At 62.4% G+C, this 20,799-nt stretch carries 20 protein-coding genes; 3 read left to right on the top strand and 17 right to left on the bottom strand.

Annotation, left to right across the window (positions count from 1 at the left end; translation table 11 throughout):
* Window positions 1-349: 349 nt before the first annotated feature.
* From pepN to PspS04_RS13330, 6 genes are read right to left on the bottom strand one after another with little or no spacing between them, the layout of a single operon-like run.
* Window positions 350-3,007 carry an aminopeptidase N gene (gene pepN, locus PspS04_RS13355; protein WP_159995795.1) on the bottom strand — a complete coding sequence of 886 codons (2,658 nt, stop codon included), beginning with the start codon at window positions 3,005-3,007 and terminating at the stop codon, window positions 350-352.
* Window positions 3,008-3,020: 13 nt separating this feature from the next.
* Window positions 3,021-3,851 carry a DUF2797 domain-containing protein gene (locus PspS04_RS13350; RefSeq protein WP_159995793.1) on the bottom strand — a complete coding sequence of 277 codons (831 nt, stop codon included), beginning with the start codon at window positions 3,849-3,851 and terminating at the stop codon, window positions 3,021-3,023.
* Complete coding sequence (locus PspS04_RS13345) at window positions 3,848-4,108, bottom strand: YeaC family protein (protein WP_095168815.1); 261 nt, start codon at window positions 4,106-4,108, stop codon at window positions 3,848-3,850. Before PspS04_RS13345 ends, PspS04_RS13350 begins: the two co-directional genes overlap by 4 nt.
* A gap of 33 nt (window positions 4,109-4,141) precedes the next feature.
* A complete protein-coding gene (locus tag PspS04_RS13340; protein ID WP_095168816.1) occupies window positions 4,142-5,011 on the bottom strand; it encodes a rhomboid family intramembrane serine protease in 870 nt (289 codons plus the stop codon).
* Window positions 5,008-5,982 carry a metallophosphoesterase gene (locus tag PspS04_RS13335; protein ID WP_442966642.1) on the bottom strand — a complete coding sequence of 325 codons (975 nt, stop codon included), beginning with the start codon at window positions 5,980-5,982 and terminating at the stop codon, window positions 5,008-5,010. The genes PspS04_RS13340 and PspS04_RS13335 overlap by 4 nt, the downstream gene beginning before the upstream one ends.
* Window positions 5,979-6,869 carry an NAD(+) kinase gene (locus PspS04_RS13330; protein ID WP_095168818.1) on the bottom strand — a complete coding sequence of 297 codons (891 nt, stop codon included), beginning with the start codon at window positions 6,867-6,869 and terminating at the stop codon, window positions 5,979-5,981. Before PspS04_RS13330 ends, PspS04_RS13335 begins: the two co-directional genes overlap by 4 nt.
* 104 nt (window positions 6,870-6,973) lie before the next feature.
* Here PspS04_RS13330 and PspS04_RS13325 point away from each other — a divergent pair, with 104 nt between their 5' ends.
* On the top strand, window positions 6,974-7,924 hold the full coding sequence (locus PspS04_RS13325; RefSeq protein ID WP_159995789.1) for a DUF1853 family protein: 951 nt from the start codon (window positions 6,974-6,976) through the stop codon (window positions 7,922-7,924).
* A 129-nt stretch (window positions 7,925-8,053) separates the two neighbouring features.
* Here the strand turns inward: PspS04_RS13325 and PspS04_RS13320 are convergent, their stop codons facing one another.
* The 3 genes from PspS04_RS13320 to PspS04_RS13310 all read right to left on the bottom strand — a co-directional run bounded on the left by PspS04_RS13320 (window position 8,054) and on the right by PspS04_RS13310 (window position 10,494).
* Window positions 8,054-9,337, bottom strand: a complete 1,284-nt coding sequence (locus PspS04_RS13320; protein ID WP_159995787.1) for an arsenic transporter — start codon at window positions 9,335-9,337, stop codon at window positions 8,054-8,056.
* Window positions 9,338-9,379: 42 nt separating this feature from the next.
* The gene (locus PspS04_RS13315; protein WP_095168821.1) at window positions 9,380-9,727 is read right to left on the bottom strand and encodes a metalloregulator ArsR/SmtB family transcription factor; all 348 of its coding nucleotides are present in this window, start codon (window positions 9,725-9,727) and stop codon (window positions 9,380-9,382) included.
* A 209-nt stretch (window positions 9,728-9,936) separates the two neighbouring features.
* Window positions 9,937-10,494 carry an NADPH-dependent FMN reductase gene (locus PspS04_RS13310; protein WP_095168822.1) on the bottom strand — a complete coding sequence of 186 codons (558 nt, stop codon included), beginning with the start codon at window positions 10,492-10,494 and terminating at the stop codon, window positions 9,937-9,939.
* Between the two features lie 184 nt (window positions 10,495-10,678).
* Between PspS04_RS13310 and PspS04_RS13305 the strand changes: the two genes are divergently transcribed.
* Window positions 10,679-10,915, top strand: coding sequence for a hypothetical protein (locus tag PspS04_RS13305; RefSeq protein ID WP_095168823.1), 237 nt, complete (start codon window positions 10,679-10,681; stop codon window positions 10,913-10,915).
* Window positions 10,916-11,002: 87 nt separating this feature from the next.
* On the top strand, window positions 11,003-11,896 hold the full coding sequence (locus tag PspS04_RS13300; RefSeq protein ID WP_159995785.1) for a LysR substrate-binding domain-containing protein: 894 nt from the start codon (window positions 11,003-11,005) through the stop codon (window positions 11,894-11,896).
* On the opposite strand, the gene PspS04_RS13295 is transcribed toward PspS04_RS13300, so the two are convergent.
* From PspS04_RS13295 to PspS04_RS13260, 8 genes are all read right to left on the bottom strand, one after another.
* A complete protein-coding gene (locus PspS04_RS13295) occupies window positions 11,862-12,476 on the bottom strand; it encodes a GNAT family N-acetyltransferase (protein WP_095168825.1) in 615 nt (204 codons plus the stop codon). The two genes, PspS04_RS13300 and PspS04_RS13295, sit on opposite strands and share 35 nt — an antisense overlap.
* A 14-nt stretch (window positions 12,477-12,490) precedes the next feature.
* Window positions 12,491-14,746, bottom strand: coding sequence for an Orn/Lys/Arg decarboxylase N-terminal domain-containing protein (locus tag PspS04_RS13290; protein ID WP_159995783.1), 2,256 nt, complete (start codon window positions 14,744-14,746; stop codon window positions 12,491-12,493).
* Window positions 14,747-15,050: 304 nt separating this feature from the next.
* Window positions 15,051-15,809, bottom strand: a complete 759-nt coding sequence (dnaQ, locus tag PspS04_RS13285) for a DNA polymerase III subunit epsilon (protein WP_095168827.1) — start codon at window positions 15,807-15,809, stop codon at window positions 15,051-15,053.
* A gap of 89 nt (window positions 15,810-15,898) precedes the next feature.
* Window positions 15,899-16,672: a 1,6-dihydroxycyclohexa-2,4-diene-1-carboxylate dehydrogenase gene (locus tag PspS04_RS13280; RefSeq protein WP_095168828.1), complete on the bottom strand. Its 774-nt coding sequence runs from the start codon at window positions 16,670-16,672 to the stop codon at window positions 15,899-15,901.
* Window positions 16,673-16,819: 147 nt separating this feature from the next.
* Window positions 16,820-17,833, bottom strand: coding sequence for a benzoate 1,2-dioxygenase electron transfer component BenC (benC, locus tag PspS04_RS13275; RefSeq protein WP_159995781.1), 1,014 nt, complete (start codon window positions 17,831-17,833; stop codon window positions 16,820-16,822).
* Window positions 17,834-17,843: 10 nt separating this feature from the next.
* Entirely contained in the window at window positions 17,844-18,332 is a 489-nt protein-coding gene (gene benB, locus PspS04_RS13270; RefSeq protein ID WP_095168830.1) for a benzoate 1,2-dioxygenase small subunit, read from the bottom strand.
* Complete coding sequence (gene benA / locus PspS04_RS13265) at window positions 18,329-19,693, bottom strand: benzoate 1,2-dioxygenase large subunit (RefSeq protein ID WP_095168896.1); 1,365 nt, start codon at window positions 19,691-19,693, stop codon at window positions 18,329-18,331. Before benA ends, benB begins: the two co-directional genes overlap by 4 nt.
* 116 nt (window positions 19,694-19,809) lie before the next feature.
* Window positions 19,810-20,766: an AraC family transcriptional regulator gene (locus PspS04_RS13260; protein WP_095168831.1), complete on the bottom strand. Its 957-nt coding sequence runs from the start codon at window positions 20,764-20,766 to the stop codon at window positions 19,810-19,812.
* Window positions 20,767-20,799: the final 33 nt, after the last annotated feature.

The raw sequence follows: 20,799 nt of genomic DNA, 5'->3' as shown, positions 1-20,799 counted from the left end.
CAGCGTTGAGCTGAAACCTGCAATCTAGAGCCCCTTCTCGGAAGCTGGCCTATCCTATCCAGCTTTAGAATCGTCTGACAATCGACGCCACGTTATGTTTTGTTAACTTGGGGAGTAAGGGTAGGCGCTGAATGGCAAGGCATTCGTGCGCATGATGAAAAAAGGCCACGAAGGTTAATGTCGATCAGTTAAGCCCTTTTGTAGGAGCGAGCTTGCTCGCGATGGCGGTGGGTCAGGCGCCATCGATGTTGAATAGGAAACCGCAAGCGGGCACCGCAAGCGGGAGCCGCAAGCGGGCACCGCAAGCGGGAGCCGCAAGCGGGCACCGCAAGCGGGAGCCCGCTCCTACCTAAGCCAGGCTTTTGCTGACCACCTCGAAGACGTCGCTGGACAGTTCGCCCGAGGCGCGGATGCGTTCCAGTTGAGCTTTCATCAGCGCCTGGCGGGCGCTGTCGTATTTGCGCCAGCGGGTCAACGGCGCCAGTTGACGCGAGGCGATCTGCGGATTGAAGCCGTTGAGCTCGATCACCAGGTCAGCGAGGAAGCGATAGCCCGAGCCGTCGGCGGCGTGGAAGTTGATCAGGTTCTGCCCGGCGAACGCCCCCACCAGCGCCCGGACCTTGTTCGGGTTCCTGAGGTTGAACGCCGGGTGCTCCATCAGTTGCCGCACGCGCTGCAAGCCACCCGGCAGGCCGCTGCCAGCCTGAACGCTGAACCATTGGTCCATGACCAGCGGATTGTCCTTGAAGTGCTCGGCGAAGCTCGCCAGGGCCTTGGCCCTCTCGGCCTCGAACGGCGAATTGACCAGCACCGCCAACGCCGTCAGGCGCTCGGTCATGTTGTCGCAGGCCTCGAACTGCTCAAGGGTCGCGGCCAGGACTTCAGGCTTGGCGCTGAGCATCAGGTAGGACAAGGCGATGTTCTGCAGGCTGCGCCGGGCAAAGTGCTCGGCCTCAGCGAGGTACGGTGTCTGCCGGGACAGCTCGCGATTGGCCTGGTAACGCAGCCACAACCCTTCGAACAGTTGCTCGGCCAGTTGTTTGCGAGCAAATTCACGGGCGGCATGAATTGCCTCGACGTCCGCCACTTCGCTGATTTCGGTCAGGTAGGCTTCACTCGGCAGCGAGAGCATTTCGGCAACCATGGCCTGGTCCAGGCCCGGATCGGCGAGCACGCTGCGCAGCGCTTCGATCAAACGCTGGTCGAGGGCCAGTGCCTGCCCCGCCTGGTGCTGGCCGATCAGTTCCTGGAGCACTTGCACCGACAGTTGCTGGCCGGCTTCCCAACGGTTGAAGCCGTCGCTGTCGTGCTGCATCAGGAACATCAATTGGTCGCGGTTGTACGGGAAGCTCAGTTTCACCGGTGCCGAGAAACCGCGCAGCAAGGACGGCAGCGGGTGTTCGGCAATGTCGAGGAAGGTGAAAGTCTGTTCGGCTTCGGTCACCGACAGCACGCGGGAGGTGCCACTGGCCGCCGCTTCGCCGCTCAGGCGCAGGGCAATCGCCGCGCCCTGGCGGTCCAGCAGGCCCAGTTCCAGGGGAATCACGAACGGCAGTTTCTGCACCTTGTCCGGGGTTTCCGGGCAGCTCTGGCGCACCGTCAGGCTGTAGGTCCGGGCCGCGGCATCGTACGACTCGCTGACCGCCAGACGCGGCGTACCGGCCTGGCTGTACCAGCGCTTGAACTGGGTCAGGTCGACCGCGTTGGCGTCTTCCATGGCCTTGATGAAATCATCACAGGTCACGGCCTGACCGTCATGACGCTCGAAATACAGGTCGCTGCCTTTGCGGAACCCTTCGTTGCCGAGCAAGGTGCGGATCATGCGCACCACTTCCGAGCCCTTCTCGTAGACCGTCAGGGTGTAGAAGTTGGAAATCTCGATGAAGCTGTCCGGGCGCACGGCATGCGCCATGGGGCCGGCATCCTCGGCGAACTGATGGGTGCGCAGGTAGGCGACGTCCTCGATCCGCTTGACGGTGCGCGAATGCATGTCAGCGGAGAACTCGGCATCGCGGAACACCGTGAAACCTTCCTTGAGCGACAACTGGAACCAGTCGCGGCACGTCACGCGGTTGCCCGACCAGTTGTGGAAGTACTCGTGGGCGACCACCGCCTCGACCCGCTGGTGGGCGGCATCGGTGGCGGTTTCGGCACGGGCCAGCACGCAACTGGAGTTGAAGATGTTGAGACCCTTGTTCTCCATGGCACCCATGTTGAAGTCGTTGACCGCGACGATCATGAAGATGTCCAGGTCGTACTCGCGACCGTAGACTTCTTCGTCCCAGCGCATGGACTTCTTCAGGCTGTTCATGGCGTGCTGGCACTTGTCGATGTTTTCCGGCTCGACATAGATGCGCAGGGCCACGCTGCGTTGGGTCATGGTGGTGAAGGTGTCTTCGACGCACCACAGGTCACCGGCCACCAGGGCGAACAGGTAGGCCGGTTTCATGAACGGGTCTTCCCAGGTCGCCCAGTGCCGGCCGTCTTCGCCTGGGCCTGAGGCAATCGGGTTGCCGTTGGACAGCAGCACCGGATAGCTGTGCTGCTCGGCGCTGACCGTGGTGGTGAACTTGCTCATCACGTCCGGGCGGTCGAGGTAGTAGGTGATCTTGCGAAAACCCTCGGCCTCGCACTGGGTGCAGAACATGCCACTGGACTTGTACAGGCCTTCCAGGGCGGTGTTGGTTTGCGGGTGGATGCGCACGCTGGTATCGACCGTGAAGCTGGCGCTGGTCGGGTGCAGGGTCAGGTGGCTGTCGCTCAACTGATAGTCGGCCGGCGTCAGCGTGTTATCGCCCAGGGCCACCGACAGCAGTTCCAGCTGCTGGCCGTCGAGCACCAGCGGCGGCAGGCCGGCGCCTTGGGCCGGGTTGCGGCGCATCACCAGTTGCGCATGGACCAGGCTGTGGTCCTCGAACAACTCGAAGGTCAGGTGCGTCTCGTCGATCAGGTACTCAGGCGCCTGATAGTCCTTCAGGTAAATCATCTTCGGTTGTTCGGTGCGCATGGCTCGAATCCTTCTACTGATGCACGGCGAGCTGGTAGGCCGTGTATTTACGAATATTGATCACGCCGGTGTCGAAGATCAGGTACTGGCCCTTGATCCCCATCAGCGTGCCTTCGGCAATCGGGTTCTTGTCCAGGTTAAAACTGACAATCTTCGCCGGGTATTGTTGCACCGGGTAATGGATCTCCAGCGGCTCGACATCGGTGACCGGTTGGATCGCCTGCAAGCCAAAACGCGCCTGCAAGCCTTGCAGGCCTTCGGCACAGCTGGCAAACAGTTGATCGCGAACCGCGGCCAGGTCGACCGCGGGCGCTTCGCCCTTGAGCAAGGCGCGCCAGTTGGTCTTGTCGGCCACCTGGCTGCGGAACAGGTCTTCGACGAACCCCGATTGCTGACGGGTCGACACCCGCATGATGGGCAGTGCCTGGCGGGCGCCCTGGTCGATCCAGCGGGTCGGCAACTGGGTGGCACGGGTGATCCCGACCTTGACCCCGGAAGAGTTGGACAGATACACAATGTGATCGGTCATGCAGAACTGCTCGCCCCAGCCCGGGTCGCGGCAGGTGCCGGCGTCGTAGTGACAGCGTTCCGGGCTCATGATGCAGACGTCGCACTGCGCCAGCTTGGTCATGCACGGGTAGCAGTAACCCTGGCTGAAGCTGGTCTTGGTCTTGCGTCCACAATGGCTGCAGTGGATCGCCCCCAGGAACTCCAGGCGCAGCGTGCTGCCGATCAGCGGGTTGACCGGCACCTCGGTATCGCCCAGGCGAAAGGCGTATTGCACCGCCGACGCGTCGAGGCGCGCCGACATTTTACTGATTGCACCGCGGCCAATCTCGATCAATGGATGGCATCCGACTTGAACAGGATATTCGGCACTTCGATCGACTTGGAGCTGCATTCCTGCGGGCCCATGTAGCCGGTGCGCTGGTCTTCGGGCAGGTTCTGCACTTCCCAGGCAATCATTGCCTGCAACGACAGTTCACGCTGCTCGGCGGTGAGTTTGCCGCCGTCGGACCACTTGCCGATCTCCACTGCCAGTTTCAGGCTCTGGTAGATCTCGGGGGTGATGTTGTTGATCATTTCGCTAAAAGAGGACATCAGGGTCTCCGTGCTCTTCATTTACTAAACAGATTAGAGGGCTGTTTTACGACGACTGTACAAGCCGCCCAACAAACCGGTGGCGCAGCCGACGAGTAACCCGCCGACGTGGGCCGCATTGGCGATTTCGCCGAAACCGATCAGCGAGATCAGCCCCGACAGACAGAGCACCAGCCACACCAGCATCATCACCAGCACGCCACGCGGCAAGCGATAAGCCGGGTTCGGCGCCAGCCATTGGTAGATCCAGCAGTGCCCAAGCAGGCCGTACAGCACTCCGGACAGGCCGCCGAACAGCCCCGGACCGCCGTAAAAATACTGGGCGTAGTTCGACACCAGGCTGAACAGCAGGGTCAGGCCCAACAGGTTGATGCCACCCTGGCGCGCTTCGATGCGCCGTCCCAGTTCCCAGTACCACATGCCGTTCATGGCCACGTGCAGGAAACCGAAGTGGATCAGCATCGGCGTCACCAGGCGCCACCACTGCCCTGCCGCCAGGCTGTCGGCCAGGGGGGTGAAATGGATGTACTCGCCCACCACGCGAAACTGCAGGAAGGTGAACCAGCGCATCGTATCGAGGTTGGTCCCCAGTAAGGTGATAGCGCCGACGATCAGCGTCAGCAGCAGCACCAAGGCGGTCATGGGGCTGGCGCGCAGTTGCGCAATAAAACCCGGACGCTGGGATTTCGCCGCGGGCGGCAAGTCCAGTTGCTGATCGGGATCACCTGCTGGAAACCGTTGGTACAGCGCGCGCACGTCTTCGCTGACGGCGTGCGGCACCCAGAGCACCTGCTGTCCCGCCTCCTCGCTGACTCGATGGGGCACCTGCATACGTTGCAGCAGTTTGACAAAACCACTGAGGTCCACAGTCAGGGGCAGACGTAATACAGCAACAGCACTCATTGCAGGGCCTCCGGCCGTTCGACATCGACCCAGACGAATTTGCTCGGGTCGAGTCGGGTTTCCTGGTCAAGTCGATAGGCAACCAGCTTGCCGTACAGCACTGCGCTGTAGTCCAGGCACGCCAGGTTCTGGCGGATGGGCGCTGGTTTGCCGCTGCGCCAGTAGTGGCCGACGAACAACAAGGGCTCGTCGACGCCATAGCGCAGCAGGGTGTCTTTTTCCACTGGGGTCAGCGGGGTCTGGGCCACGGGTTCGGGCAAGGCGTCCGGCTGGAACACGATGTCGCCGTAGGTCTGCGGGTTGTCTTCCCAGAATTTGGTACGGAAGAACGAACGCGTCAGGCCATCGCCGCTGGTCATGGTCAAGCCGTGGGGCAGGCGCATGTCGGTGCCGCGCAACAGGCGGTCGAAGGCCATGCAGGCAAAGCTGCCGCTGACCGCCGCGGCCTGGACGAAGTGTTCATCCACGCAGCCGTCAGGGTGCTGGCGGCGCAGCAGGTCGATCAAGCCACCGTCCCAGCAGGCATGCACTACCCGGAAACGCCCGGCGTCGACAAACAGCGGCATCTCGTAGAACCATTCGAGGAAGTCGTGCCAGTCTGCGGGGTGGTGGGCAAACTGGCTCAGGGTTTCATCGATCAGCCGGGCATGGCGCGGGGTGTGCTCGCGCACGTACTGCTTGCCGCTGCCCGGTGGTGCCGGTGTGCTCCAGCCCAGCGCGTTGAACTCGTGGTTGCCCATGATGCACAGCGCCTGGCCTGCCTCGACCATGTCGTGCACCAGGTGCAGCGCCTCGCGGATGCGCGGGCCACGGTCGATGACGTCGCCCAGGAACACCGCCATGCGCGATGGGTGACGCCACACGCCACCCATCTTGTGGTACCCGAGTCGGTCCAGCAGATGCTCAAGGGTATGAGCGCAACCGTGCACGTCACCGATCAGGTCGTAGCTACGCGCGGGATCGAGCATCAGTCGCCTCCACCACCCAAACGGCTGCCCCAGCCAAGCTTGGTCCGGCAGACTTCGTAGTAGTTGTGGTCCAGTGGGTGGATCAGCCGCAACTTCTGCGCCTTCTTGCTGATAGTGATGGTGTCGCCGGGGGCGCAGGTAAAGTGATTCTGCCCATCACAGGAAACCTGCGGGTAAATCTGCATATCCTTGGACACGACGATTTTCAGCTCACTGTTGCCATCGACCACGATCGGCCGTCCGGACAAGGTATGGGGGTACATCGGCACAATCACAATGGCATCGAGCTTGGGATGCATGATCGGGCCGCCGGCCGACAGCGCGTAGGCCGTGGAACCGGTGGGTGTGGCGACGATCAGGCCGTCGGCTTTCTGGCTGCAGACGAACTGGCCGTCGATGTACAGCTCGAACTCGATCATCCGGGTCGACTTGCCGGGGTGCAGCACCACGTCATTAAGGGCATCGCCCTGGCCGATGGCTTCGGCATGGCGGCGCACTTCGGCCTGGAGCAGGAAGCGGTTTTCCACCAGGTAGTGGCCGTCCAGCACTTCGGCGACCTTGACTTCCAGCTCGTCGGGGCGGATGTCGGTGAGGAAACCCAGGTTGCCGCGGTTGATCCCCAGCACCGGGATGTTGTGTCGCGCCAGTGCCCGTGCGGCGCCCAGCAGGCTGCCGTCACCGCCGACCACAATCACCATGTCGCAGACTTCGCCAAGCATCTTGCGCGACGAGGTCTGCAGGCCGTGGCCGGGCAGGACTTCGGCGATGGTGTCTTCGAGAATCACGTGCAAGTGCCGGTCAAGCAGGAATCTTTTCAGTCGGCGAACGGTATCCAGCACCTGGGAACTGCCCAGGCGACCGATAATGCCGATATTGCGAAATTGCTCCATGGGGCTCCTGCGGGGGTCTGCAACGGCGAAAACCACGATTATGGGCGAAAGCGCTGCGTAGACAAAATCCTTTCAGCCGGGACTTTAGAAGCTATGCTCGCAAAATGATCCTGTTCCCCGATTTGCTCACCCTGCCCCACCAGTTGCACCACCCGCAAGTGCGCGACCTGGCGTGGGTGATTCTCGCCCCGCCGATGCTCAGCGCCACGCCCTGGCCGCAACGCCATCCGCTGGCCGGCAGCGACTGGGTGAACGATCCGCAGCGCCTGGAGCGCTGGCTGCGCGAGCTCGACCGCGACAGCTACGCTCTGCTGCACTGGTTGTCCCAGGCTCGCACCCGGCGCTTGGGCCTGTATTACGAACGTCTGTGGCAATTTGCCGTGCAGCATGCGCCGGGGATCGAACTGATTGCCGCCAACCTGCCGATCCGCCGCGAAGGTCATACCCTGGGGGAGCTGGACATGTTGCTGCGCGACCGCGACGGTGTGCATCACCTGGAGTTGGCAATCAAGCTCTACCTCGGCCCGCAACAAGGCAACGGCCAGGACCCCGCGCAGTGGCTGGGCCCCGGTTGCCACGACCGACTGGACCTGAAGCTGGCGCACCTGAGCCAACACCAGCTGCCGATCTCCGCGCGCCCGGAGAGCCGCGCGGCCCTGGCCGCCCTGGATATCGGGGAGTTCAGCGCCAGGCTGTGGCTCGGCGGCTATCTGCTGTACCCGTGGCCGGGGCACGCCGAACCCCCGACCGGTGCCCACCCGCAACACCTGCGCGGCAGCTGGCTGCACCAGAAGGACTGGCCGGCCTTTGTCGCGCAACGCCCGCCCGGACGCTGGGTAAACCTGCCCCGCCACGCCTGGCTGGCGCCTGCGCACTACAGCGCCGACCAGGCCTGGCGCCCGGAGCAACTGCACGCCTGGCTGGCTGAGCTGCAACCCATGGCGCCGGCACAGCTGATGGTGCGCCTGAGCGAAAACCCTCAGGGCGACTGGGAGGAAGCCGAACGGTTGTTCCTGGTTTCTGATTTGTGGCCGAACGTTCCGGGGTCGAGCTGAGTTACGCGGTGCCTGGGCCGGCCTCATCGCGGGCAAGCCCGCTCCCACAGGTTTGGTGGTGTATGCAAAACCTGCGAACACCCCAAACACTGTGGGAGCGGGCTCACCCGCGATAGGGCCAACGCGGTCCTAGACCGACAACCGCACAGCCAAGGCCGCCAGTGTCACCAGCAACACCGGCAATGTCAGCACAATCCCCACCTTGAAGTAGTAGCCCCAGCCGATCTGGATGTTCTTGCGTTGCAGCACATGCAGCCAGAGTAAGGTCGCGAGACTGCCGATCGGGGTAATTTTCGGCCCCAGGTCGCTGCCGATCACGTTGGCGTAGATCATCGCCTCCTTGACCACCCCGGTGGCCTGGCTGGCATCGATCGACAAGGCACCGATCAGTACTGTCGGCAGGTTGTTCATCAGCGACGACAGCAGCGCCGTCAGCAGCCCGGTGCCCATGGCCGCGCCCCACACGCCATATTGGGCGAACAGATCCAGCCAGCCGGCCAGGTAGGCGGTCAGCCCGGCATTGCGCAGGCCGTAGACCACCAGGTACATGCCCAGGGAAAAAATCACGATGTGCCAAGGCGCTTCCTTCATCACCTTGCGCGTGGAGATCTTGTGCCCACGGGCAGCGATAGCCAGCAATAGCGCCGCGCACACCGCGGAAATCGCGCTGATGGGAATCCCCAGCGGCTCCAGGGCAAAACACCCCAGCAGCAGGATCGCCAGCACCGCCCACCCGGCGAAGAAGGTGGCCTTGTCGTGAATCGCGGTCTTCGGCTCCGCCAGTTGCTCAGGCTCGTAACGCTGCGGAATATCGCGGCGGAAATACCACAGCAGTACCGCCAGGGTCGCGGCCACGGCCACCAGGTTGACCGGCACCATCACCGCGGCATAGCGGTTGAAGCCAATGTGGAAAAAGTCGGCCGAGACAATGTTCACCAGGTTCGACACCACCAGCGGCAGGCTGGCGGTGTCGGCGATAAATCCGGCGCCCATCACGAAGGCCAGGGTCGCCGTCGGCGAAAACCGCAGGGCCAGCAGCATTGAAATGACGATCGGAGTGAGGATCAGCGCGGCACCATCGTTGGCGAACAGTGCCGAGACCAGGGCTCCGAGCAAGACCATATAGGCAAACAGCTTGCGCCCGCTGCCGTGCCCCCAGCGCGCCACATGCAGGGCCGCCCAGGCAAAAAAACCGGCTTCATCCAGCAGCAGGCTGATGATGATCAGGGCGACAAAGGTCCCGGTGGCATTCCAGATAATTTCCCAGACCAAGGGGATGTCGCTCAAGTGCACCACGCCACTGAGCAAGGCCAGCACCGCGCCGAGCATGGCGCTCCAGCCGACGCCCAGGCCCTTGGGTTGCCAGATCACCAGGGTGATGGTCAGCAAAAAAATCAATGAGGCGATCAGCATGCACAGCAACCTTCAATCAGGAGTTGGGGAAAGAGAAAGCCATCAGCAGCAGCGTTGTGGACGGCCAGGCATCGCCACCAACCGCGCGATATCCGCAGCCAGCCAGGCCTCGTTGGCGACCAGGGCTTCGCGCAACAGCCGGGCGACCCAGGGCGCAAGTTGCGGATGAACCCGGTAATACACCCACTGCCCTTGCCGGCGATCGGCGAGCAGACCACTGCTGCGCAATTGCGCCAGGTGCCGGGAGATTTTTGGCTGGCTGAGGTCCAGCGCCGCAGTCAGCTCACAGACACAAAGCTCGCCTTCATGGGTGATGAGCAAGGCGATACGGCTGCGGGTGTCATCGGCCAGAGCCTTGAATACTTCGACGGGATTGCAGGATGGGGACATGGAGGGAGTGCGCCTGGACTAACCAGGCGCAAATATATGGAATTTCGAATATCTGGTAAAGCACAGACTTTGGGAATTGGGTTCACCCGTGCAGCTGTCGAGCTCGCGAGACTGCGTCAACGGCCGCAGGACGTTCATTCGATATGGCAATACCGCGTGGGGTCGCTGCGCAACCCCACGCGGCCTTCGGCAGCAGCTACACAGTTCTCTCAGGATTTTTTGTGTTGCTCGACCCACTTGGCGTAGGCGTCGATGAAGCCTTGCAGGAACGGCCGGACCTTTTCCGAGAGCTTGCCCGCCTCATCGAATGCCGAACCCGCGCCCCCCAAGTACGCTTCCGGCTGTTGCATGCACGGCACGTCGAGGAACACCAGGGACTGGCGCAGGTGGTGGTTGGCGCCAAAACCGCCAACCGCACCGGGCGAAACGCTGATCACCGCGCCCGGTTTACCGCTCCAGGCGCTCTTGCCGTAAGGCCGTGAACCAACGTCGATGGCGTTCTTCAACGGTGCCGGTACCGAGCGGTTGTATTCCGGGGTCACGAACAGCACCGCGTCGGATGAGCTCACCTGATCGCGAAAAGTGCTGTAGGCTGCCGGCGGGGTTACGTCGATGTCTTCGTTGTAAAGCGCCAGATCACCAATCTCGACGATGTTCAAGCGCAGGTTGGCGGGGGCCAGTTCGGCCAGCGCCAGCGCGACCTTGCGATTGATCGACTGTTTTCTCAAGCTACCCACCAGGACAGCAACCGTATAGACCTTGCTCATTGGAGATTCCCGACTATCTGGCTAAAGGAGCCTGTAGTTATAGATGATTCGGTGCCATTTCAGGGGGTTGTTGTGCGGTTATCGCGGCAAAACACTATTTTTTTCCTGTAGGAAAACTTACCAAGCTTATCGACGGTCTACAGAACCGCAAATTGAGTGACTTATCTCCAGAGGTTCTAAGCAGATGGCAGCAGTACTCGTCGGACAATTCCATGCAAGAGACGCGGAAGGCCGTGTCTATTCGGTGCATGAGTTCCAGGATTCCACCCCGTCGGCAGACGGTTTCAGCACCTCCGTTCCTGTTACCACCTACAAGCTGGCCATCGGTGATCGAGTCAACAAGCTCGACGGCAACGAATTTGTGCTGGTGCAATCGGGCGTCACCATCATTCGTGAACCGGACGCCAACGTCGCCTCTTGAGCCCGCCGTCATGAGCTGAAGTCAACGTCACGGACTTGGGTTAGGATTCAGCCACTACCCCTCACCTGCTGAACATGGACTTCACGCATGCGTCTACGCCATATCGAAGTGATCCAGGCACTCCTGCAAACCAGCCATCTGGGCACCGCTGCCGAGATGCTGCAATTGCCGGTGGCCGCGATCGAGGGGATGTTGCGCGAGGCCGAGGATCATCTCGGCTTCATGCTGTTTGCCAGCGTGCGCGGGCGCCTGCAGGCGACCCGCGAAGCCCGCCAGCTACAGGTGCAGATCGACCGCGTGTATGAAGCCTTCGAGCCCGTGCAACGCCTGGCCGACAGCCTGCGTCAGTATCAGGCCCCGCCGTTGCGGGTGATCTGCACTCCGCCCCTGGCCCAGCAACTGGTGCCCCAGGGACTGGCGAGCCTGCGCCGGCGGTATCCCGATGCGCCCTGCTCGCTGCACAGCCAACCCACCCGCGATATCGTCAAGAGCCTGCTGCTGCGCGAAAGCGACCTCGGCTTGAGCCTGCATGACCCCGAACACGCCGACATTCACTGCCAACTCCTGGCCCAGGGCAAGCTGCAGCTGCTGGCCCCCCACGGCTGGCTGCAACCGCGACAGAAGTACATCGGCGTGCAGGACCTGGCGGGCCAGTCATTGGTCGGGCTGGAAGGCCACGACCCACTGAGCCCGCTGTTCGACAGTAAATTGCAGGCCCTGCGCCCCGCCCCGGTGATTCACACCCGGGTGCAGACTCACCAGATGATGCGCAGCATGGTCGAGGCCGGCGAAGGCCTGGCCATCGTCGATCCGTTTACCGCCCTGGGTGCCAAGGCCAGCGGCCTGGATGTCTGCCCACTGTCACCGGCAGTGCCAATCAACCTGTATGCCCTGACCCTCGACAATGCTGTCGCCACACCGGCATTGAGCGCACTGCTGGAGATCATCAAGGCACAAGCCGAGGCGATGCTGGCGGGCTGACCGGGTGCTCCAACGGGTCGGCAAACAGGCGGTACCAGAACAACGCCACTTCCGCCGTCTGCGGGTCGATACCGCGATATCGCAGGTGATCGATGCCGCCAATCACATACCCACAACGCTCATACAGCCGGCAGGCGCCCAGGTTGTTGTTCTGGGTTTCCAGCATGATCCCCGGCAGCTTCTTCTTGCGACTCCAGAATTGCGCCACGTCGAGCAATGCCTTGGCCACGCCATGGCGCCGCGCCGGCGCATGCACCGCCAGCTCGTCGATATGGGCGAAGCCGTTCCAGTTGGTGCTGACCACGATGTGCCCCACTGGCTGGTCATCGAGGAAGGCCATGAAAATCGCACTGTCGGCGGCGTCGTGGAAACTGGCGAACTCCTCGGGGTCGATGCCGTAGCATTTGCGATAAGGCGTGATGGTTTGCAGCGGCCAGGCCGCCACCGGTGTATCAAGTTGGGCGCGGGCATAGGCCCTGACTTCAAAACTGAAGTCGCTGCCCCAGATGTACGCGGCAAAACCCTGGTCAGCGACACGCACTGCCAGGCCCGGGTATTTGGGGTTGATGACCGGTTGCATGCTGGGAAACGTCCTCAAATCTTGATGCAATCGACGGTGTAGTTCCGCCCATTGCCCTCATCTTCATGTTGCAGGCCGTGCACATCGGCGACGAACCCCGGGAAACTGCGGTCAAACGTGCGGGCAAACGCCAGGTAGTCGATGATCGAGCGAGTGGCCTCGGTAAAACGCTCACCGGGCATAATCAGTGGAATCCCCGGCGGGTACGGTACCAGCATCACGGCAGCGATGCGCCCTGGCAATTGATCGATGGGCACCGCCTCGACTTCGCCACGGACCAGATGATCATAGGCATCGGCCGGCTTCATCGCGACTTCCGGCAGCACCGTGTACATGCGCTTGAGGTGCTTGGCCGTGGCGTTGCTGCGATAGCAGGCGTGCAATTGGTCGCACAGGTCGCGCAAGCCCATACCCTGGTAACGGGCGCCGTCCTGCTGGGCCACACAGGGTAGGCAGGCGGCGAGGCTGACGTTGGCATCGTAGCTGCGCTTGAACTCCAGCAGCTCGGTGAGCAAGGTGCTCCACTTGCCCTTGGTGATGCCCATCGAGAACAGCACCAGGAACGAATACAGGCCGGTCTTCTCGACCACCAGGCCGCGCTCCCAGAGGAACTTGCTGACCACCGCCGCCGGGATCCCACGCTCGCTCAGCGCCCCGCCGGCGGTCAGGCCGGGCATCACCAGGGTCACCTTGACCGGGTCGAGCAGCACGTAGTCCTCGGCGATATCACCAAAGCCATGCCACTCGTCTTCGGGCAGCAACAGCCAGTCCGCGGTTGCGACCCGGTCGATACCGGTCACCAGAGGCGGCTGCCAGATCGAAAACCACCAGTCATCGGCAGCAATGTGTTGGCGCAGATTGGCCAGCGCCCGGCGAAAGCTCAGGGCCTCATCGAACATTTCCTGCAACAGCGAGCGTCCCGCCGGCCCCTCCATCATCGCCGACGCCACGTCCAGCGAGGCAATGATGCTGTACTGCGGCGACGTCGAGATGTGCATCATGAAGGCTTCATTGAAGCGGTCGCGATCCAGTTGCCGGGCACCACCGTCCTGCACGTGAATCATCGAGGCCTGGCTGAAGGCCGCCAGCAGCTTGTGGGTCGAATGGGTGGTGAATACCAGCGGGCTGTCGGCCGAACGCGAAGTGCCCATGCCGTAGCGCCCGGCGAAGAACTCGTGAAACGCCGCATAGGCGTACCAGGCCTCGTCGAAGTGCAGGACTTCGACGCTGTTGCCCAGGGTTTGCTTGATCAGCTCAGCGTTGTAGCAAAGGCCGTCGTAGGTCGAGTTGGTGACCACCGCCAGCTTGACTTTGGCGGCACGGCCACGGGTCAGCGGGCTGGCATCGATCTTGGCCTGGATCGATTCAGGGCTGAACTCGCTCAAGGGGATCGGGCCGATGATCCCCAGCTCGTTGCGCTCGGGGCACAGGTACAGCGGGATGGCCCCGGTCATGATGATCGAATGCAGCACCGACTTGTGGCAGTTGCGGTCCACCAGCACCAGGTCATCGCGGGCGACCATCGCCTGCCAGACGATCTTGTTGGCGGTGGAAGTGCCATTGATTACGAAAAAGGTGTGGTCGGCACCGAAGTTGCGCGCGGCCCGGGCTTCGGCTTCGGCCAGGGGGCCGGTGTGGTCAAGCAGCGAGCCGAGTTCGGGCACCGAGACCGAGAGGTCCGAGCGCAAGGTGTTTTCCCCGAAAAACTGGTGGAAGGCCTGCCCTACCGGACTCTTGTGATAGGCCACGCCCCCACCGTGCCCCGGGGTGTGCCAGGAATAGTTGGAGTCGGCGGTGTGCTGCACCAGGGCCTTGAAGAACGGCGGCAGCAAGCCATCCAGGTAGCTGCGGGCGGCCCGCGCCACCTGGCGTGCGAGAAAGGGCACGGTGTCTTCGAACAGATAAAGAATGCCGCGCAACTGGTTAAGTTCGCTCATGGCGTCGGCCGGGGCGTTTTCCAGGGTGACCTGTTCGCCCAGGGCGAAAATCGGCAGGTTCGGCGCCCGGGCGCGGGCCACCCGGATCAACTCGGCCATGTTCTGCAGCAGGTGGGTGTTTTCCCCCGCCCCCTCGGCGGCAATCAACATGCACGCCAGGCCGTGGTGAGTCGAGGCAACCAGTCGCCCTTCCGCGTAATCCACCGCCGACACGACGCTGAAACCTTCCTGCTCCAACTCCCTGGCAATACCCCGGACACGGTCACCGGCAACCGTGTCGGCCTTGATGTCGCGGTGAACGATGAGGACCGGGAACTTCAAGTCTTTGTACATGGGGCTTGGCGTCCTGAGACGGCGGACCATGGTCTGCCAATACACTCAGGGTAGAGGGTTGCGGCCCATGTAGCGAGCGATGCACCGGAACCTACGGGTAAACGGTATGGCTGATACGAGAACACCATGAACCCGGCACAAAAGCCCGCACAATCCATGGGTACACCGTCCCCCTGCGGGAGCGGGCTTGCCCGCGATGGTCGTGAACGATGCCGCGCCAAGCCAGGCTCAACGCGGGGTCCTTAAGTCCATCACGGACAAGCCGCAAGCGGGCGCCCGCTCCCACAGGGTCGGCGCTACTTCCTCAGCCCAGGGCTTTGGCTTCGGCCAGTTGGGTCCACAGCGCGGGCGCGCCGGCGGACTTGGCGATGATTTCCAGGCGCACGGCATGCTCGGCCAGTTCGGCTTCGCTGGCCCGAATGATCCGCGCCGGGGTGCGATCCGCCGGCAGGCGACGGATTTCACTGGCCTGGCTGCCGGAGCCATCACCCGAACCGTTACCGTCAGACGCATTGCCAGCCAACGACAGGCTGGTCTGGCCGCCGGTCATGGTCAGGTAGACGTCGGCAAGGATCTCGGAGTCGAGCAAGGCGCCGTGCAGTTCACGGCCGGAGTTGTCGACGCCATATCGCTTGCACAGGGCATCGAGGTTGTTGCGCTGCCCGGGGTGACGCTCCCGGGCCATCATCAGGGTGTCGAGGATCGAGCAGTGCTGGGTGATGTCCGCCCGGTCGTGCGCGCCCATCAGGGCAAATTCGTTGTTGATGAAACCAACGTCGAACGCCGCGTTATGGATGATCAGTTGGGCGCCCTTGATGAATTCAAAGAACTCATCGGCCACTTCAGCGAAGCGCGGCTTACCCACCAGGAACTCGTTGGTGATGCCGTGGACGCCAATCGCGCCCTCGTCACTTTCCCGATCTGGCTGCAAATAGACGTGGAAATGCCGGCCCGTCAGGCGTCGGCCGAGCAACTCGACGCAACCGATCTCGATGATCCGGTGCCCGTCGGTTACCGGCATGCCGGTGGTTTCGGTGTCGAGCACCACCATCCTCTGAGCCATCTATGTACACCCCTTCTGCGTAGCATTTTGCGTAGGGCGGCGATCTTAACACAGAGCTGCAAAGCACCGCCCGATGGCAGTTGCAGGCCTCAGCCCTGGTCGCCACCGCCCACCGGCATTACCAACCCGGTGATATAGGCCGCGGCGTCGGACGCCAGGAACAGGATCGGTTCGACCTGTTCATCAATGGTGCCATAGCGCTTCATCAGGCTGCTGTCGACGGTCTGGTCGACGATCTGCTGGTACCAGACCTGCTCCTGCGGGCTCTGCTCGGCGCTGTTGCGCGGGATTCGCCGCGGCGGCGCTTCGGTGCCACCTGGGGCCGTGGCATTGACCCGGATCCCGCGCCCGGCGGTTTCGAAGGCCAGGCACGCCGTAAGGGCGTTGACCCCGCCCTTGGCCGCGCCATAAGGCACACGATTGACACTGCGGGTGGCGATGGAGGAGACGTTGACGATCGCCCCACTGCCCTGCTCCAACATGTACGGCAATGCGGCGTGACAGCACCACAGGGTCGGAAACAACGACCGCCGGACCTCCGCCTCGATCTGCTGCGCCTCGTAATGTTCGAACGGCTTGGCCCAGATGGTGCCGCCAACATTGTTGATCAGGATGTCGAGACGTCCGAAACGCTCGACCGCGGCCTGCATCACCCGGTCGCACTCGGTGTATTGTTCAAGGTCGGCCGTGAGGGTCAGGACTTCGCAGTGTGCGCCCAGTTGCTCCTGCAACTCGAACACCAGCTCAGAGCGATCAACCAGCACCAGGCGCGCACCTTCCGCCGCCATGCGCTCGGCCACTCGACGCCCGATACCCTGGGCTGCGCCGGTAACCAGCGCGACTTTTTCGTGGAATCTGTGCATTTCCAATCCTCAAGACGGTGTGACTGATCCCTGTGGGAGCGGGCTTGCCCGCGATGACTTCGGCACAGTCAACATCATTGTTGGCTGACCCGGCGCTATCGCGGGCAAGCCCGCTCCCACAGGGGATGGGGTGGCTGCCTGAGCCTGTCAGGCAGCACTGGCGGCAAATTTTTCGTAGTAGAAATTCTTCGGTGCAATGCCCTGCTCGCGGATGTACTGGCTCACCGCCTCGACCATCGGGGGCGGACCGCAGAGGTAGACGTCGACGTCGCCATCGTTCAAATGCCGGGGTTCGATGTGCTGGGTCACGTAGCCCTTGAGCGGGTGGCTGCTTTGCGGGTTGGCCACGCAGGCGCTGAAGCTGAAGTTGGGGATGCGCGCGGCCAAGGTTTGCAGGCGATCGAGCTCTACCAGGTCAAAATCGTTGGTCACCCCGTAGATCAGGTGCAACGGATGGGCACTGCCCTGGTCGGCGATTTTTTCCAGCATGGCGGTGAATGGCGCCAGTCCCGTGCCGCCCGCCAGCAGCAACAACGGCCGCTGAATATCACGCAGGTAGAAACTGCCCAGGGGGCCCGCCAGACTCATGCAGTCGCCGGCCTTGGCGATGCCGGTGAGAAAGCTGCTCATCAACCCGCCTGGAACGTTGCGGATCAGGAAGCTGACCTCGCCGTCACGCTGCAGCGAGCTGAATGAATAGGCCCGGGTCTGCTCGCTACCGGGAATGCCCAGGTTGACGTATTGCCCCGGCAGGAACGCCAGCTTGCTCAGGGCCTCACCCTTGATCGACAGGGCTATGGTGCTGTCCGACAACTGCCGCACCTGGCTGATGGCGGCGCTGTAGCTGGCCTGCTGGGTGCGGCAGACATCGGACGAGGCCGGCACCCGCACCACGCAATCGCTCTGGGCGCGCATCTGGCAGGTCAGGACAAACCCCTGCTCGGCCTCTTCGGCCGTCAGCGCGTCTTCGATGTATTCCTCACCCAGGTCATAGCGCCCGGCCTCGGCAAAACACTTGCAGGTCCCGCAGGCGCCATCGCGGCAATCCAGCGGGATGTTGATGCCCTGGCGGTAGGCGGCATCGGCCACAGTCTCACCGGGGTTGGCGTCGACAAAACGGGTGACGCCGTCTTCAAAATTCAAAGCGATGGAATGGGACATGCGCGCGGCCTCACAAATGGTAGACATCGATGACCTGGCGAACGTAGTCGTTCTTCAGGATCACTTTCTTGGCCTTGATCAGCGGGCTGTCACCGCGCACGTCGAGGGTGTAGAAACTGCTGCCGAAATAGCTGTCGACGGTCTTGTAGCGAAAACTCAGGGTGTGCCAGTTGAAGCGCACCTTGCACAGGCCGTCGTGCTGTTCGAGCAGCTCGATGTTGCTGATGTTGTGGGAGGTCCGGGTGTCCGGCACGCTGGCGCTGGAACGCTCGGTCTTGATACGGAAGATGCGGTCTTCAAGGCCGGTGCGGTTGCCGTACCAGATCAGGGAAATTTCCCGCTGCGGGTCTTCGGTCAGCTCGTCGTTGTCGTCCCAGGACGGCATCCAGAAGCTGGCGTCGGCGGCGTACAGCTCCAGCCAGTTGTCCCAGTCCTTGTCGTCGAGGTAGCGCGCTTCGCGGTAGAGAAAGTCGCGCACGGTGTCGTAGGTCACGCTCATGCCAGTTCCTCCACCTTGATCAACGCCGACTGCTCGGCGTCCAGCGCCTTGAGCATGGTTTGCTGCCAATACTTGTGTTGCAGCACGAACAGCCCTTCGTCTTCGGTGCGAACGCCACTGAGCAACGGGTGCAGGTCTATTTCCTTGGCCGCCTCGTCGGCGCCTTCGACCCAGTGTTCGGCGCCACGGGACATGTCGTTCCAGGCGCTGGTGCTGCCCTGGTAGCCCATCTGGCAGGAGCGGAACTCTTCCAGGTCGTCCGGGGTGGCCATGCCGCTGACGTTGAAGAAGTCTTCGTACTGGCGGATCCGGCTCGAGCGCGCGGTGTCGCTCTCCCCTTTGGGGGCGATGCAGTAGATGGTGATTTCGGTGCGGTTGACCGAGATCGGCCGGGCAATGCGGATCTGCGAGCTGAACTGGTCCATCAGGTACACGTTGGGGTACAGGCACAGGTTGCGCGAGTTCTCGATCATCCAGTCGGCGCGCGCCTTGCCGAAGTCCCTGGCCAATTCGTCACGGCGTTCGTACAGCGGACGGTCCTCGGGGTTGGACCAGCGGGTCCAGAGCAGCATGTGGCCCTTGTCGAAGGAGTAGAAGCCGCCGCCCTGCTTGGCCCAGGTGCCGGCGCTCATGGTCGGGTTCTCGTCCCCGCATTCACGCTGCTTGCGCTGGTTCTGGGTGGCTGCATAGTTCCAGTGCACGGAACTGACGTGGTAGCCGTCGGCGCCATTTTCCGCGGTGAGCTTCCAGTTGCCTTCGTAGATGTAGCTGCTGGAGCCGCGCAGCACTTCCAGGCCGTCGGCGGACTGATCGACGATCATGTCGATGATCTTCGCCGATTCCCCCAGGTGCTCGACCAGCGGCACCACATCGGCCTTGAGGCTGCCGAACAGGAAGCCACGGTAGGACTCGAAGCGCGCGACTTTGGTCAGGTCGTGGGAGCCTTCGCAGTTGAAGCTGGCCGGGTAGCCTGCCGCCGAGGGGTCCTTGACCTTGAGCAACTTGCCGGAGTTGTTGAAGGTCCAGCCATGGAACGGGCAGGTGTAGGACGATTTGTTGCCGGTCTTGTGGCGGCAGAGCATCGCCCCACGGTGGCTGCAGGCGTTGATGAAGGCGTTGAGCTCACCGTCCTTGTTGCGCGCGATGAAGATCGACTGGCGGCCCATGGTGGTGGTGTAGAAATCGTTTTTGTTGGGGATCTGGCTCTCGTGGGCCAGATACAGCCAGTTGCCCTCGAAAATGTGCTGCATTTCAAGATCGAACAGGCGCGGGTCGGTAAACATCTCGCGCTTGCAACGGAAAATACCCTGTTCTTTGTCGTCTTCGAGCAGGGAGTGAAGGTATTCGGGTCGCAGGGACATGGCCGCCGCCTCCATTGTTTTTATTCAGGCAAGGCTCATGCTAGAGCCGGTGCTGGAGGGGCAATAGCCATTGGCTGCAGATCATTATCCGTTTTGTGCAATTGCACCCATGGCGGTCAATGGCGGCGCTTGAGGGTATCGGAAGGCAATTCGCCGAACTGTTTACGGTAGCTCTCGGAAAACCGCCCCAGGTGCAGGAAGCCGTAGTCCATGGCCAGTTCGGTGACGTTGCGCACCGTGCAGGTGGGGTCGCTGAGGCAGGCGTTGACCCGCTCCAGTTTCTTCTGCCGGATGTAGTTTTTCGGCGTGCAGGCGGCATGCCGTTCGAACAGGCCATACAGCGAGCGCAAGCTCATGCGGGCCTGGCGCGCCAGTTCCTCGCTGCAGATGTCCTGCTTGAGATTGCGCTCGATGTAGTCGGCGATCAGCTCGAAACTCGAGGTCTGGGAACCAAGACCGGCGCGGCTGACGTTGGTTTTCATCAGGCTGAGCATCTTGCTGACGATGATCTGCGCGTAGTGTTCCTGGACCCGGGGCATGCTCTCGGTGGCCTCGGCTTCCTGGCAGACCATGCCCAGCAGGTTGACGAAGCCTTCGAGCTCGGCCAGTTGGTAGCGGTTTTCGAGGAAGCGTACGCCCTGCCCTGGATGCAGCCAGCGTTGTTCCTGGCAGACCGACTCGAGCAGGCTGGCGGGCATTTTCAGGATGAATTTTTCGCAATCGTCGGAGTATGTCAGGTCCACCGGATCGTCCGGGTTGATCAACAGCAGTTCACCGGGGGCGAAGTAGTGTTCCTGCTTGTGACCGCGCCACAGGCAGTTGCCCTTGAGCAGTACCTGCAGGTGAAAGATGGTCTCCAGCGCTGGCGAGGTGACCCGCACACTGCCGCCGTAACTGATGCGGCACAGGTCCAGGCTGGCGAATTTGCTGTGATTGAGACTGGCTTGCGGGCTGCCACTCTTGGGCAGGCGGATGCAGTGGTTGCCCACGTGCTGATTGACGTAACCCGACACCGCGTAAGGGTCGGCCTGCGCAAAGACACTGCTGCGCTCACTCAAGAGATGCGCTTGCATAACCGGTCACTCTCATTATTTTTATAGGCTGTG

The sequence above is a fragment of the Pseudomonas sp. S04 genome, from assembly GCF_009834545.1.
Taxonomy (GTDB): Bacteria; Pseudomonadota; Gammaproteobacteria; order Pseudomonadales; family Pseudomonadaceae; genus Aquipseudomonas.
This window is presented reverse-complemented; position numbering and strand designations above follow the sequence as displayed.

What these genes read in the sequence shown, in the direction of transcription:
- PspS04_RS13315 (WP_095168821.1), bottom strand. Translation starts at nt 9,727, where the DNA reads ATGTCCCCATCCTGCAATCCCGTCGAAGTATTCAAGGCTCTGGCCGAT.
- dnaQ (WP_095168827.1), bottom strand. Translation starts at nt 15,809, where the DNA reads ATGGCTCAGAGGATGGTGGTGCTCGACACCGAAACCACCGGCATGCCG.
- pepN (WP_159995795.1), bottom strand. Translation starts at nt 3,007, where the DNA reads ATGCGCACCGAACAACCGAAGATGATTTACCTGAAGGACTATCAGGCG.
- PspS04_RS13260 (WP_095168831.1), bottom strand. Translation starts at nt 20,766, where the DNA reads ATGCAAGCGCATCTCTTGAGTGAGCGCAGCAGTGTCTTTGCGCAGGCC.
- PspS04_RS13310 (WP_095168822.1), bottom strand. Translation starts at nt 10,494, where the DNA reads ATGAGCAAGGTCTATACGGTTGCTGTCCTGGTGGGTAGCTTGAGAAAA.
- PspS04_RS13325 (WP_159995789.1), top strand. Translation starts at nt 6,974, where the DNA reads ATGATCCTGTTCCCCGATTTGCTCACCCTGCCCCACCAGTTGCACCAC.
- PspS04_RS13300 (WP_159995785.1), top strand. Translation starts at nt 11,003, where the DNA reads ATGCGTCTACGCCATATCGAAGTGATCCAGGCACTCCTGCAAACCAGC.
- PspS04_RS13305 (WP_095168823.1), top strand. Translation starts at nt 10,679, where the DNA reads ATGGCAGCAGTACTCGTCGGACAATTCCATGCAAGAGACGCGGAAGGC.
- PspS04_RS13320 (WP_159995787.1), bottom strand. Translation starts at nt 9,337, where the DNA reads ATGCTGATCGCCTCATTGATTTTTTTGCTGACCATCACCCTGGTGATC.
- benA (WP_095168896.1), bottom strand. Translation starts at nt 19,693, where the DNA reads ATGTCCCTGCGACCCGAATACCTTCACTCCCTGCTCGAAGACGACAAA.
- benB (WP_095168830.1), bottom strand. Translation starts at nt 18,332, where the DNA reads ATGAGCGTGACCTACGACACCGTGCGCGACTTTCTCTACCGCGAAGCG.
- PspS04_RS13295 (WP_095168825.1), bottom strand. Translation starts at nt 12,476, where the DNA reads ATGCAACCGGTCATCAACCCCAAATACCCGGGCCTGGCAGTGCGTGTC.
- benC (WP_159995781.1), bottom strand. Translation starts at nt 17,833, where the DNA reads ATGTCCCATTCCATCGCTTTGAATTTTGAAGACGGCGTCACCCGTTTT.
- PspS04_RS13280 (WP_095168828.1), bottom strand. Translation starts at nt 16,672, where the DNA reads ATGCACAGATTCCACGAAAAAGTCGCGCTGGTTACCGGCGCAGCCCAG.
- PspS04_RS13290 (WP_159995783.1), bottom strand. Translation starts at nt 14,746, where the DNA reads ATGTACAAAGACTTGAAGTTCCCGGTCCTCATCGTTCACCGCGACATC.
- PspS04_RS13340 (WP_095168816.1), bottom strand. Translation starts at nt 5,011, where the DNA reads ATGAGTGCTGTTGCTGTATTACGTCTGCCCCTGACTGTGGACCTCAGT.
- PspS04_RS13345 (WP_095168815.1), bottom strand. Translation starts at nt 4,108, where the DNA reads ATGTCCTCTTTTAGCGAAATGATCAACAACATCACCCCCGAGATCTAC.
- PspS04_RS13330 (WP_095168818.1), bottom strand. Translation starts at nt 6,869, where the DNA reads ATGGAGCAATTTCGCAATATCGGCATTATCGGTCGCCTGGGCAGTTCC.